This is a genomic window from Rheinheimera fenheensis (genome assembly GCF_039871805.1).
GTDB classification, from domain to species: Bacteria; Pseudomonadota; Gammaproteobacteria; order Enterobacterales; family Alteromonadaceae; genus Alishewanella; species Alishewanella fenheensis.
In genome coordinates, this window is sequence record NZ_JBDPJM010000002.1 from 477,022 (window position 1) to 491,862 (window position 14,841).

A 14,841-nucleotide genomic window follows, 5' to 3' on the forward strand; every position below is an offset into this window, starting at 1 on the left:
ACTAATAATCTCCAGGTCGTATTGTTTTTGGGTCGATTGGGATGTGCGGATCTGCAAGCACACCTTTTTGAATTTTGCCGTTAATTTGAGTCTGCAAATTGAGGTGTGGCCCTAACTGCTGGACGTGACTAGAGTTTGGATTTAGATCAAAGCCAACTCGTTTCGTAATTTCCTGACCGTTCTCAGTAAATTCTTGGATAAACTGGACGCCAGTCTTTCCATCAATACTTCTTACTGGAACTCCATCTTTCAGGAAGTCACCGGCCTTATCCAGAGCTTCATCAACACTTATTTGCCCCGGAATAACATCATCCAACCGTTCTGCAATCTTTAACGGCCTAGCAACGCCTACTACCACCGCTATCGCCAGCGCTTGTCCATCACGTGCTTTTACTGCATCCGCAATTTCTACTGCGGTAGTATAACCAGAAACATCTGCTGCCGCTTGCGGTGTATTTGTTGCCACATTATTAACAAACCCGCTGGCAAATTGTTTTGCATAGCCTCCAGGATAATTAATGAATTCATTTACAACTTCTCTCCAAAATTCCAAATCACGGCCACCCCTTTGCGCTTTTCGTTCAGCATTTCGAAGCTCCCGCTTTTGCTCTGGTGTTAGCTGCTTGCGATTCGCTGCTCTAGCTGAATTCTGCAAATCAGCTCCGCTGTTGCCCTGGCTAACCTCTGCGTTGCTTGAACTACCCTTAGTTTGCGCAGCTTTTACTGCATCTTCCTTTTGTTGCTTCAGCGCAGAGTTACATGGTTTCCCTTTTAAGTTGTTGCAGTCATAGCCCGTTGGGTCGGTATAACTTAACGGGTTGTTAAACACATAACTATACCGGTTTAAGCTTTGCGCATCACGTGGGTCTTGCACTATCGGGTCGGCCTGCATAAACCGCCCTAAATCCGGGTCGTATATCCGACCGCCCATATGGATAACCGCCGCATGGTCTACCTGAATATGCCCGGTATAGCCTTTTTGTGTAATGTTAAGCAAAGCTGCAAGGTTGGGCAGTTGGCTAAACGGGTTTGTATAACCCTGCCAGCTGTTGGCATTACGCCGTTTACCAAAGGCATCAAAGCTGGCAGTTTCTACCACGTTGCCATCGGCATCAGTTATTACACTGCCCGAGCCTAAGTGGTCATTAAACACATAATGCAAGCTTTGGCTGCCGCTGCTTTTTATCGTATGAATGGCAATATCACGGATATAGCGCTTTATTTCACTGCTGCCGTCCGGCTGATAAATCGCCTCATGGCCACCGACATAGTAAGTCACCATATCGCCGCCGGCTTTCTTGTCTATCCGTTTTACCAGCTTTTCTGTCGCGTCATAGCTAAACCGGCTTTCACCCTGATTCGACCAGATAGTGTGCGGCTTATCAAAGGCGGTGTAATCTACCCGCCGCGTTAAGCTACTACCAACATAGCGGTGCGTTTGGTTACCGCGCGCGTCGTAACAAAAGCGCCGCGTGCCAATTTGGCTAACGGCATGCTCGCCAGGTGTCACACTGCACGAGCTGGCTTTAGTGCCATATTGGTAGGTAGCCGCGTTCTCTACATCCGACTTGGTCAGAATATTGCCATTATCCAGATAGGCTATCTGCTGGCTCAGCACGCCGTTAAACGTGACCGTTTCCAGCCGGTTTAACTCGTCATAACCAAAGCTTTCGATTAAATCGGCACTGCCAAAGGCATTTAGGTTACTGCGATAGCGCAGGTTACCCAGTTGGTCATAACGATAATATTGATGCTGAATAAGGCCAAAGCCGGCGAACAACCCGGTTAACCGGCCCGATTTTGCATCGTAGTCGCGCTCTACCTGTATGTGGTTAGCCGCTTCAGCCTGCGTCAGGTTTTGATATGCATCCGCTTCCAGCATCCGGTAATAGGCCTGGCCGGTTTTCACCTCAAAAATGCGGTTCATATGACCATAAGCGTACTGAAACTGCTGACCATAGCCGTTACCGGCAATATCCATATCACGGAACAAGCGGCCGTATTCATCGTAATAATAGGTTCGGCTCCAGCTCTTATTGTCTAGCTGATAACTTTCGGTAAAGGGCCGGTGGTAGCTGTCGTAGCTATAGCTGGTTACGCTGCCGTTATGGTTTTGTTGCTGGATAAAAGGCGTATTTGCATAATTGAAGCTGTAACTAAGCGACGTAGCACCCTGTACCGTATTGATGCTGACAACCTGGCCAATGGCATTACGGTAATGGGTTTTAACTACGCCATCCGGGCTGCTACGGCTTACATCTTCACCCAGTGCGTTAAAGCCATAGCTAATGTTACCTTTATCCGGGTCATCCATACCTATGCGCCGGCCATAACGGTCATAGCTAAGCGACGTTACCGCACCGTCTACGCCGGTTACCGTTTCTGGCAAGCCCAGCGCGGTGTACGTAAAGTGGGTATTATTACCCAGGCCATCGGTAGAATAGCTTACTTCACCACGGCCATTGTGTTGCTCTTCCCGTGTGCGGTCCAGGCTGGCACTGCTGGCCTCGTCACTATAGCTGCCGGTTATATGCTGCGTAACCTTACCAGCGTAATAGCTAAAGCGGGTAGTTAAATCATCTGCTGACTGCACTGTCCCCTTACGGCCAAGCGCATCGTAGCTGATGGTTTCATGGTGCGTTGCTTGCCCGATAATATAGGGTTTAGACACTTTAACAGGGCGGGACTGGCTGTCGTATACCGTATCCATAAGGCTCCAGCGTCCATCAAGCAATTGAGCTGCCTGCCGCACTTTATTACCGCTATTATCCAGATAAGTAATAGCATCTGGCTGGTTTGGCGACGACATTACTACTGCCAATATGGCATTTGCCGGGCAATCACTGCGGTTACTGCACAGCTGTTTAGTAACCTTGCTTGAACTCCCCTGATTATTGTAACTAAAGTACCGCTCACCAAAACTATCATAGCGATAATATTCCCGCTGTCCTGCACGGGTGTCGTACTGGTTAAAGCGTACCTCTTGTGCCTGCCCCAACTTATTAAAGCTATGGAATGACTGTTCAGTATAATGCGGGTTACTGATCTTGGTCAGGTAGCGGCCAGCTGAATCATAGCTGAACGTTTTACGTCGAAATACTTTTTCAGCATTATCCTGAGTAGCGGGTACCGATGCATCACCACAGTTTTGCGCAAAATGCAGGCTACATTGGGTTTGCTCAGTAAGATTGCCCTTATCGTCATAGCGCATAAAGGTTTGCAGATACAAGCTGGCATCACTACTGTCCGGCTCCTGAAGCACCTGCTGCACACTACCATTAGTGTTATATACCGTGTCAGCAGTCTGGCTTATACTGCTCTGGCCGCTGCGGCTACGGGTAGTAACCGTGCGGGTAGGCCGCTTAATACGCCAGTTGGCCAGATCCTCGTCGGTATACTCATAGCTGACCGTTTGGCTGCTACTGCTACTGTCAAGCAAATCAGATAGTGTAGTAACAGTGTTTTTGACTCTGGGATAGTTTGCAGCGGTCATTTCAACGGTAGTTTCTGCTACCGTAGTAGAAGCGGCAACAGTAGAAGAAATGTCACCATAATCGGCGTTTAGATAGTACTTATCCGTCTGCTGTTTACGTGGCGCCACAAAACGGCTTTGGTTATTGTTACTGGCCAGGTTCCACCAGGTTAAAACCGTGGTGCGCTCAGCCAACTTACCGTCGACAAAGATATCTGACTTATCCAGTAGGCCATTATAGGGTGGGTCTTGCCGGAAATACTTAATGGTCTTAGTTTTCGCCGTGATATCTTCTGTTGTTACCTCGGAAAAACCTAATGCGCCACGACCACCGGCTTGAGTTTTCATGCCCTTATAGCTGTAGTTAATCTCTTTTCGCAGTGGCTGGCCGCTTTGTGATAAGCCCGTCACTTCAGTGACTTTGGCCACTACCGGCATGGTCGAGACAATATCCCGCACCTTTGAGCCACGGCCCCAATTCACTGCCGCTGCACCGGTGCCTTTTTGGTAAACTTGTGAGTCGTTTAACCGGCGGTATTCAATTGCGTAATTCTTGCCTAAACCGTTTTCAATTGAAATCAGTTTATCCAGTACTTCATTGTTGAGATTACGGTCAAAGCGAATGTGAATTTTTTGCGCCGCGATGTCAAAATAAATCAGCTCTGGCTGATCATCACCATCTAAGTCAGCCCATAGGAAAGGTGCCGTTTGTTGTGGCTGCCAATCTACAGTGGTAAGCAGTTGCTCAGGTGCATTACTGCTAGATAGTGACTGTCGCCAATAAATACCGCCGTTCTTTAAATAGACAACATCCTCTTTACCATCACCATTGATATCTGATACACCCTTCAAGCAATTGATGTAACCGGTATATTTAGGGTCGCAATTGGCTATGTCCACTCCAAATTGCATGCCTGTTGTTCCAACGCCCCTTCTACCGGATCTTACCGACGTAAAGTAATCAGTGATGCCATCGCCATTCACATCACCCAAGGTATCGGGTTTATCAAAATGCTCCCACAACTCATTTGTTAATAATTCGCCGGTATATGCGGTGCCCACACTACGGTTAATCTCCACAATCCAGAACTCTCCCAAGAAACTCGCAGGTGTATCCCCCGTTTCCGGATCATATACCTCCTCATAACGGTGGATCGGGATAGCCCGGTCGAGTAAACCATCGCCGTTATAGTCAAACAAAAAATCCGACATTTTTTGTCCAATACCATAGGCTTCAAAATAACGGTCTACACCTGGGTATGACGAATCGAAATTATCCTGAATATAATCCCGCAGCTCATCTGTTACACGTGGAGAGGCCCTATCGATACCATCACCACTCCAATCGTAATAGCCGGCGTAACCTATTTTGTAATCGTATATTCCCGTGCCGGCGGTATCTGCTACCCCCCAGGGAAACTCATAAAACTGCCTACCTTCACCATCATCTAATGTTCGGTATACTCGAAGACCAACATCAAGTTTGGAGCTCGCTGGTTTATAACCACCAACATTATTGCCAATCTCAAAAGCCATAATTTTACCGACTTCACCGTGGTGAGATGATACCAGCAGGTCACGCTTACCATTCCCATCAATATCAACTGCCTGGAGCTTATATGTCAGGCAATATGCGTTTGGCCTCCTTACACTGCAATTCGATTCACCTTGGACTGGCTCAAAGTTGGCAAGATTAATTATTACATCTTGGCTTTGTAGCCCAGCATAATCGTAGTCGGAATAATTCAGTTGTGTAACCAGGCTACACACCCCACTAGCCGTGCCATTACACATTTGCACAGTTTGCAGCAGGCTGCGATCACTAAAGCCGCTTTGCTTGTAGCCCAAATGATAACTACGGATGGCTTGGTTGCTGTGGTTACGAACAATAATGTCGGCAATACGTGAGTTATAAACTAACTTATTACCTAAATAATAGTGGGCAGACGGATCTGGCCGGTCTTCATACACTATCTCAACCTGATTGCCTGCATAACGTATGTACTGTAGCAGTGGCGCATAGTCTTGCTGCCGTTGATACTGATACTCAATTTTCTGGCCAAATAAATTAAAATGCGCAGATTGTAGCCAAGCATGCGGCATGCCTGAAACTGTATCGATTTGTAGACTGTTATCGCTATCGCCATAGGTTAGCGTATCACCATTAGGGCGGTACACAGTGAAATAGCTACTAACACCACTGCCTGTTTGCACAATTTTAATATCAGGTTGCTTGTCTAAACGGTACTCTGCGCCACCAGCCAGATTAGTGCCTGAAACCAAGCGTAGTTTCTCACCGCCAAGACACAGGGCATCAGAGTGAGTAAATGTAATTTCTTGATACAAACCATCTTCTTCTAACACTTTCTGACAGCGACTTAATGATGACACTGCAGATAAAGACCAGCCCAAGCCAGCATCACCGCTGCTGGATAATGAGGAGTACTGTAACGACAGTTCCGGAGCAAAACCGCCAACTCCCTGAGGCACCTCCAGCGGAATAGTGTAAGTAGCAGCACCTTGATTTGTAACAGAAAAACTACCATTCACGGCAATGACTGCAGCGGAGGCAACAGACTCATGCGGCACCGTTACGCTGACGACAGCAGGAACGTTAGCAATAAAATCGCTGTCGAAACCACTTGCTGTAATTACCACTGACTCGCTGCTAACAGACCAGTTGGAACAACCTGAAGAATTACAAGCGCTGAGCTGATAGCTGTAGACGCCAGCACTGGCATCGTTGAATACACATTGGTTTTGCTGACAAGCACTATTACCGCTAACGGGGATCTCCTGCCAAGAAGTGCCGCTGTTAGTACTTTGCCTTAGTTTAAAGGTCGCCACACTCGGCTCAGCCTGCCAACTAACTGATATTCGACTACCACCTCCACTTGCTGATGGTTTTGCTGGCACATCTGGTACCAACGTAAAACTCTTCACCACTTCACCGCTGTCCGCCATGCCGGCCTTAAAGGCTTTAGCGCGTATAGTAGTGCTCTGGCTTAGTGGTATGGCGGCCGTATATTGTGTTGAGCTACCGGTTACCGCTGAATTATTCAGTGTATAGCGTACTACCGCGCCAGCTGTTGCCGTGTTCAGCGTCACATTAACGTGCCCACTGTGCGTACCGCCATTGGGTGTAGCAGCCGGTGTAGCAACCTGACTGATCGTAACTGTATTGCTAAGCGCAGTATAAGCCGAGCAACCACTACTGTTACAGGCACGGACTTTAAAAGTGTAAGCCCCAGGCTGACTCCAGCTGACCGAGCGCGAGGTGCCGCTAATATTCACAATTTCACTACCCCAAACAGCACCATCCCGGTAACCTTGCAGGCGGTAACTGACAGCGTTGGTTTGCACCGTTACAGACTGTTCACTGTCTTTTAATGACATAGCTTGCGGCTGGTCAGGCTCACCTAGCGGAATACAAGGGTTATAGTCGTCACAATGACACGTTCCGGTGATCTGACATGGGGGAAGCTCTCCACCGCCGCCACTGCCGGACCAACTCACGACAATATTATTCCCATTTTGCAAACTAGCCATAGGGGATGCTGGTGAAGCAGGCACTGGCGGTGGCGTCACACTGCTTGTCGCAGCAGACCAGGCAGAACATCCACTGGTTCCACAGGCTCTTACCTGATATTGATAGCTGCTGCCCGGTGTTACCGTAAACGCATGCGTGCGGGTTGTGCCTTTGTTGATTTCACCCTGCCAACTACCATTCACACTCTGCCGGATACGATACGAGGTAGCATTACTCGCTGCATTCCAGGTCGTGTTTATTGTTAATGCCGATAAAGGCGCAGTTAAACCACCCGGTATCGCCGGTATTGCCGGTGGCGTAATGGCCGCTGTTGCCGCTGACCAGGCCGAGCAACCGCCGGTATTACAGGCTTTAACCTGATACTGATAACTGCTCCCTGCCACCACCGAAACACTGTGAGTCAGGTTAGTCCCTTTGTTAATCTCGGTTTGCCAGCTACCGTTTACGTTCTGCCGGATACGGTATGACGTCGCACCGCTCACAGCGTTCCAACTACTGTTGATACTTAAACTACCCGTGTTCTGGCTCGCACTGAGGCCACCCGGTACTGCCGGTGGCGCAACGATAGTGGCGGCACTACTTATGCCAGACCAATTAGAGCAGCCACTGCTGTTGCAAGCCCGGACACGGTAAGTATAACTGCCGGCGGCTAACCCGGTGTAGGTGTGGTTGGTACTACTGCCTTTATTCACCTCTGTTTGCCAGCTACCACTGCCTAAACGTTGCTGAACCCGATAACTCACTGCGCTGCTCTGAGTCGTGAACATGTCTTCTTCAGCTTTAACCGCCATTATCTCTGGCGAGGGTTCGCTTTGTGGAATACAAGGTTGTCCATCCTGACAATGACAATTACCCTCAATCTGACAGGGATCAACTGGTGGCGGTGCCGAACCCGCCCAGCTGACCAAAATACTTGATGTAGTCTGCTGTGCTCCTGTCGGCTTAGGCGGCACAGCAGGCACTGGCGGTGGCGTCACACTGCTTGTCGCAGCAGACCAGGCAGAACAACCACTGGTTCCACAGGCTCTTACCTGATATTGATAACTGCTGCCCGGTGTTACCGTAAACGCATGCGTGCGGGTCGTGCCTTTGTTGATTTCACCCTGCCAACTACCATTCACACTCTGCCGGATACGATACGAGGTAGCATTACTCGCTGCATTCCAGGTCGTGTTTATTGTTAATGCCGATAAAGGCGCAGTTAAACCACCCGGTATCGCCGGTATTGCCGGCGGCGTAATCGCCGCTGTTGCCGCTGACCAAGCCGAGCAGCCGCTTTGTCCACATGCCCGTACTTGATACTGATAAGTACTGCCCGGTGTAGCGGTAAATGGATGGCTGCGCGCTGTACCTTTATTAATTTCGCCCTGCCAACTGCCATTAACGCTTTGGCGAATAAGATAAGACGTGGCATTTGAAGATGCATTCCAGGCAGTATTAATAGTTAAACCGGCCTGGCTGGCGTTTAGTCCTACTGGTACTGCTGGTATAGCAGGAGGCGCGATAGCTGCAGTTGCAGCAGACCATGCTGAACAACCAGCGGCTCCACATGCTCTAACCTGATATTGATAACTGTTGCCCGGTGATACAGAAAAGGAATGCGTTCGGGTGGTGTTTTTGTTAATTTCGGTTTGCCAGCTACCGTTTACGCTTTGTCTGATACGATATGATGTTGTGTTGGCAGACGCGTTCCACATGACATTGATGGCTCCCGTCAGAAGCGTAGGGCTTAGTCCTGTCGGAACGGCTGGTACAGCTACCAATGTAACAGTATTACTGATACTGGAGTATGGTGAGCAGCCCCAATCATTACACGCAGATACTCTATATTTGTAAGCACTACCTGATACCCCGTTAAATGCTTTAGTACTCGTCGTGCTGGCGACGGCACTTTGCCAGGCGCCATGATTGACGCTCTGCTGAACAAAATAATAGTTTGCATTCGTTGTGTGCGACCACACCACATTCAAGGTCAGGCCAGAGCTACTGACAGCTGGCGCATTTGGCACTGGCGGCGGAACTTTTAAACAGTTTGTTGGCGCATTACTCGCCGAAGCCTCATGACTGATGTCATCTTCACTTCCTGTAGGCACTTTCTGAATAATAAAAGGCTCACAGTCGTACTGAATACTGTTTTCACTTGTTGTATCGGTGAGGGATTGAGCTAAAACGGGCAATGAACCCAAAAGAGGAAAAAGAGAAATTGTAACAATTAAAAAGCATCGCACTTCCCCTAAAGCTCTTAACAACAGCATCCAGATCATCCTTGACTAAAAGATATTAATTTTTTCGCTTTTTATCTTTTAAAACAGATATAGTCAACAAATTATTACCTCAATGACAGAACAAAAAAAACAATAAACCCATTAAATTAATAAATTTAATGGCATGTTATTTAAAAAACGGCGGTCTGATAACGAGCCAAAATTGAAATACTGTAAACAGAGATGCGGTTTCAAGCTCTCCGGTAGCTTTATTGCTGCCCAGATTAGGTTAGGCCTGCGTTGGCTTATTATGTTAAAATTGCTGCCGGATTAAGCAGCTACTCCGGTGAAGAGACAGTAAGATGGCAAGACGTACCAAGGCCGAAGCAGAGAGTACCCGCGCGGCAATTTTAGATGCTGCCGAAGTGTTGTTTTATCAACAGGGCGTGTCGCGCACTACGCTGGAGAAAATCGCCGCGGCGGCTAATGTCACGCGTGGCGCCATTTACTGGCACTTTCAAAATAAGGCTGATTTATTCAATGCCATGTTAGAGCGGGTGCGGCTGCCGTTTCAGCATTTACTCGATGCATTGGACAACAACACCACTGACGAACCCTTCGAGCAAATACGCCAGTTGTACATCAATGGCCTACAGCTTATTGCCAGCAGTGAACAGCACCACCGGGTGCTGACTATCGTATTTCATCGCTGTGAATATATTGACGAGTTAAACCCGGCAGTCACCCAGCAAGACCAATTAGATGAGCAGGCCGTAGCGGTGATGCAGCGCGCCTTTGAACGTGCGGCCCGGGCTGGCAGCTTACGTGAAGGGGTATCGCCGCGCCTGGCGGCGATGTCACTGCATATGTATGTCGGCGGCATTATCAGCCACTTTTTGTTAAAGCCTCAACAGTGTGACCTGCGCCAGCACGCGCCGGCACTGATTGATACTATGCTGCAGGGGCTGAAACAACCCTAAAAAAACCGGCAAGTTGCAAGGTGCAAACCTGCCGGTAAAGGTACCAAAACCGCTGTAGACGGGCAGCACTAACAACGCTGCCCGTTTTTATTCGCTTATTTCGCCGGCACTTCAGTACCTGCTGCCGCTGGCGCGGCTTTGCTGGCAAACAGCCGCATAATCACCAGATAAAACACCGGCACTAAAAACACGGCCAGCACCGTGGCCGAGATCATGCCACCCAGCACACCGGCACCAATTGCATTACGGCTGGCAGAGCCCGCGCCCGAGCTTAACACCAGTGGCAGCACGCCCAGCGAGAATGCCATTGACGTCATAATAATCGGCCGCAGGCGCAGGCGCACCGCTTCTAAAATGGCGTCGGTGAGCGCTTTGCCCTGCTGCTGCAACTCGCGGGCAAACTCAACAATTAAGATGGCGTTTTTCGATGCCAGCCCCATGGTGGTTAACAACCCCACCTGGAAGTAGACGTCGTTACCCAAACCACCGATATAGGCCGCGGTTAAGGCACCAATAATCCCCAGCGGCACCACCAGAATCACAGCAAAAGGCACGCTCCAGCTTTCATACAAGGCCGCTAAACATAAAAACACCACCAGAATAGACAGCGCATAGAGGGCTGGCGCCTGCGAGCCGGACAGTTTTTCCTGATAAGACGTCGCCGTCCATTCAAAACCGATACCGGCCGGTAACTGGCTGATTAACCGCTCCATGGTGGCCATAGCCTCACCTGAGCTGGTCCCCGGTGCAGGCTCCCCCTGAATTTCCATCGCCGATACGCCGTTGTAACGTTCCAGCCGCTGCGGGCCATACACCCAATGGCTGCTGGCAAAAGACGCAAAGCTAACCATGTCACCACTTTGGTTACGCACATGCCAGCGTTTGATGTCTTCTGGCGTCATGCGAAACTCGGGCTCGGCCTGAACAAACACTTTTTTCACCCGGCCGCGATCGATAAAGTCATTTACGTAGGTCGACCCCCAGCCAATAGACAGCGTTTGGTTAATGTCATTCAGCGACACGCCCAGCGCCTGCGCCTTTAGCTGGTCTACCTCAATTTGCAGCTGCGGCGCATCTTCCATGCCGTTTGGCCTCACACCAACCAAATTGGCTTGCTGCGCCGCCATACCCAACAGCTGATTTCGGGCATTTAGCAGCGCTTCGTGGCCCAGGCCGCCACGATCTTGCAAAAACAACGTAAAGCCGGTGGCGCGGCCAAGCTCAGAGATAGGCGGCAGGTTAAAGGCAAAAATCTGCGCTTCTTTTACCGTGGCAAAAAAGCCCCAGGCTCGGCCAATTACCGCCTGTACGGCATCCGCCGGGCCACGCTCATTCCAGTCTTTTAGCCGCACAAAGGCCAGGCCCATATTCTGGCCGCGGCCGGCAAAGCTAAAACCCGTCACCGTAAATACCGACTGCACCGCCTGTTCGGTGGCGTAATGGGCAGAAATCTTATCCATTACCGCTTCAGTACGCTGCTGACTGGCGCCGGTAGGCAGCTGCACCAGGGTTAAAAACACGCCCTGATCTTCTTCCGGTAAAAACGACGTCGGCAGGCGTACAAACATCAGTGCCATCACCGCAACAATAGCGCCGTACACCAGCATAGCGCGTTTCGGCCGGGCCAGCATGCCCGCCACACCGCGCTGATAGTTGTTGTTGGTACGGTCAAAGCCGCGGTTAAACCAGCCAAAAAAGCCGCCCTTGGCATGATGATCGCCTTTAATTGGCTTTAACATGGTGGCACACAGCGCCGGGGTAAACATCAGCGCCACCAGCACCGACAACGCCATAGCGGTAACAATGGTAATAGAAAACTGCTTATAAATGGCGCCGGTCGCGCCGCCGAAAAATGCCATCGGCACAAACACGGCCGATAACACCAGGCCGATACCGATTAAGGCACCGGTAATTTGCCCCATCGACTTACGGGTGGCCTCTACCGGGCCTAAACCTTCCTCGCTCATCACCCGTTCGACGTTTTCTACCACCACGATGGCATCATCCACCAACAGGCCGATGGCCAGCACCATACCGAACATGGTCAGCGTATTAATCGAAAAGCCAAAGGCGGCCATCACGCCAAAAGTACCCAACAGCACCACCGGCACGGCCAGCGTTGGAATAAGCGTTGCGCGAAAGTTCTGTAAAAACAGATACATCACCAAAAACACTAAAATAATGGCTTCAATCAGGGTTTGCACTACCGAGCTAATCGAAATTTCGACAAAGGGCGTGGTGTCATAAGGAATGACCGTGCTTAAACCGGCTGGGAAATACGGCTTCAGCTCGTCTAATTTGGCCCTTACTGCGGCAGCGGTATCCAGCGCATTGGCACCGGTCGCCAGCTCAATGGCCAGGCCGGTCGCCACTTTGCCGTTATAGCGCGCCATGACCGAGTAATCTTCCCCGCCCAGCTCAATACGTGCTACATCGGATAGCCGCACCGTTGAGCCATCGGCATTCACTCTGAGTAAAATCTGGCCAAACTCGTCAGCATTGGTCAGCCGGGTTTGGGCAATAATAGCGGCGTTAAACTGCTGATCCGGCAACGCTGGCGCGCCGCCTAACTGGCCGGCCGTCACCTGATTATTTTGCACCTGTATGGCTGCGGTAACATCGGCAGGTGTCAGCTGAAACTGGTTTAGCTTGTCGGCGTCCAGCCACACCCGCATGGCGTATTGGCTGCCAAACACCACGACGTTACCCACACCCGGTGTGCGGCTTAGCGGGTCTCGAACGTTAGCAACAACAAAATCGCTGATATCATCACGGCCCAGGCTGTTATCGTCAGAGATAAAGCCCACCACCATGAGAAAAGCGCCGTTTGATTTGGCTACCCGCACACCGTTTTGCTGCACTTCTTGCGGCAATAACGGCAGCGCTTGCTGCAGTTTATTTTGCACCTGTACCTGGGCAATATCCGCATCGGTGCCGGTTTCAAAGGTCAGCGTCAGGCTCACATTGCCGGACGAGTCTGAGTTTGCCGACATATACATCAGGTTATCCAGGCCGTTCATCGCCTGCTCTATTACCTGGGTGACGGCATCTTCGGCGGTTTGCGCCGAGGCGCCGCGGTAGCTGGCACTGATGCTAATGGCCGGCGGGGCGATGCGCGGGTACTGCTCTACCGGTAACTGCTTAATGGCCAGTAAGCCGGCCAGCATAATCACCAATGCAATTACCCAGGCAAAAATAGGCCTGCTGATAAAAAAATTCGCCATAACTGCTCCCGTTACTCTGTTGCCATCTGGCTGGCAGCTGGCGCTGCAGCTACGGCCCGCACCTGAGCACCGGGCCGTACTTTTTGCAGGCCGGCGACGATCACTTTATCGCCCACCGCTAACCCCGACAGTACCTGCCAGTGTTGGCCACTGCTTTTACCGGTGACAATTTGGCGCTGCTCGACTTCGTTATTGCTATTTACCAGCATCACCATAGCGTCGCCTTTGGGCGTGCGGCTTACCGCGGCTTGTGGCACCAGCAGCGCCTGGTTATCTATGCCGTGTTGCAAACGGGCGCGGACAAACATGCCTGGCAGTAACTCACCCTGGGTATTGGGGAATACCGCCCGCAGTGTCACCATGCCGGTGCTGGGGTCGACGTTGACTTCAGAAAACTGCAGGCTACCCTGCTCGGCATAACGGCTGCCATCATCCAGCAGCAAATCGACTACCACCTCAGCGCTCTCGGCTTTGTGTTGGCGTTTTAGCTGCAACAGTTCAGTCGCTGACTGGGTTAAATCCACATAAATTGGGTCTAACTGGCGAATAACCGCCAGTGCCTGCGCCTGGTTCGCCGTTAACAGCGCGCCCTCGGTCACCAGAGAGCGGCCAATCTGGCCACTGATCGGCGCATGGATCGCCGTGTAATCCAGGTTAATTTGCGCCGTTTGCAGCGCCGCCTCACTGCTGGCTACGGCAGCTTCGGCCTGCATCAAGGCGGCACTGGCGTCATCATAATCCTGCTGGCTTACCGCCTTGCTGCCCAGTAAACCTTTAAAGCGTTCAGCTTTAAGTTTGGCGTTGTGTGCCAGTGCCTTGCTGCTGGCTAAATTCGCCTTGGCCTGCGCCAATGCTGCCTGATAAGGCGCTGCATCAATTTGGTATAACTGCTGGCCGGCTTGCACAACCTGGCCTTCCGTAAATAAACGCTTAAGCAAAATCCCGCTTACCTGCGGCCTTATTTCGGCCTGACGGTAATCGGTGGTGCGTCCGGGCAGTTCAGTCGTTAGCGCCAGCTCACTGTGCTGCAGAGTAACCACTTCAACCTCGGGTGTGGGCGCACCCTGCGCTGCTCCGGCTTGCTGTGGTTCACTGCAGGCCGTTAATAACCCGGCCGTCGCTAACATTACCGCTGCCCATGCAGCCTTCGTTTTACTGTTAAACCCCATAGCCTCTCCTGTTGTCGCTACCCCTTAGCGCACCGTGCGGCATAGCACAACGTGCAACTGGGGCAGATTAGGCTGCGCAATATACATACAAGACTGTATGTAATCAAGCCAAAAGCTGCAGTGCCGAGACAAACGGCAGAAAAAAGCTGACCAAGCGCCAGCATCGTGATCAAGATTAGTGCATGAGTACGCTGCTGTCGGCGTATTGGTTGGGTAAATACGTGGGTAAGGGGTAATGGCAG

Annotated in this window: 4 protein-coding genes; 1 reads left to right on the forward strand and 3 read right to left on the reverse strand. The window is 50.8% G+C overall.

The window, feature by feature from the left end:
• Position 1 precedes the first annotated feature (1 nt).
• The gene (locus tag ABGI61_RS05170; RefSeq protein ID WP_347597903.1) at positions 2-8,719 is read right to left on the reverse strand and encodes a chitobiase/beta-hexosaminidase C-terminal domain-containing protein; all 8,718 of its coding nucleotides are present in this window, start codon (positions 8,717-8,719) and stop codon (positions 2-4) included.
• Positions 8,720-9,588: 869 nt separating this feature from the next.
• On the opposite strand from ABGI61_RS05170, the gene ABGI61_RS05175 reads away from it, so the two are divergent.
• Positions 9,589-10,206: a TetR family transcriptional regulator gene (locus ABGI61_RS05175; protein ID WP_347597906.1), complete on the forward strand. Its 618-nt coding sequence runs from the start codon at positions 9,589-9,591 to the stop codon at positions 10,204-10,206.
• Positions 10,207-10,301: 95 nt separating this feature from the next.
• On the opposite strand, the gene ABGI61_RS05180 is transcribed toward ABGI61_RS05175, so the two are convergent.
• Positions 10,302-13,430, reverse strand: a complete 3,129-nt coding sequence (locus ABGI61_RS05180; protein ID WP_347597909.1) for an efflux RND transporter permease subunit — start codon at positions 13,428-13,430, stop codon at positions 10,302-10,304.
• Positions 13,431-13,441: 11 nt separating this feature from the next.
• Positions 13,442-14,599: an efflux RND transporter periplasmic adaptor subunit gene (locus tag ABGI61_RS05185; RefSeq protein ID WP_347597912.1), complete on the reverse strand. Its 1,158-nt coding sequence runs from the start codon at positions 14,597-14,599 to the stop codon at positions 13,442-13,444.
• Between the last annotated feature and the right edge of the window lie 242 nt (positions 14,600-14,841).

Coding starts and splice junctions, on each gene's coding strand:
- ABGI61_RS05170 (WP_347597903.1), bottom strand. CDS start 8,719: ATGTGGAACGCGTCTGCCAACACAACATCATATCGTATCAGACAAAGC.
- ABGI61_RS05175 (WP_347597906.1), top strand. CDS start 9,589: ATGGCAAGACGTACCAAGGCCGAAGCAGAGAGTACCCGCGCGGCAATT.
- ABGI61_RS05180 (WP_347597909.1), bottom strand. CDS start 13,430: ATGGCGAATTTTTTTATCAGCAGGCCTATTTTTGCCTGGGTAATTGCA.
- ABGI61_RS05185 (WP_347597912.1), bottom strand. CDS start 14,599: ATGGGGTTTAACAGTAAAACGAAGGCTGCATGGGCAGCGGTAATGTTA.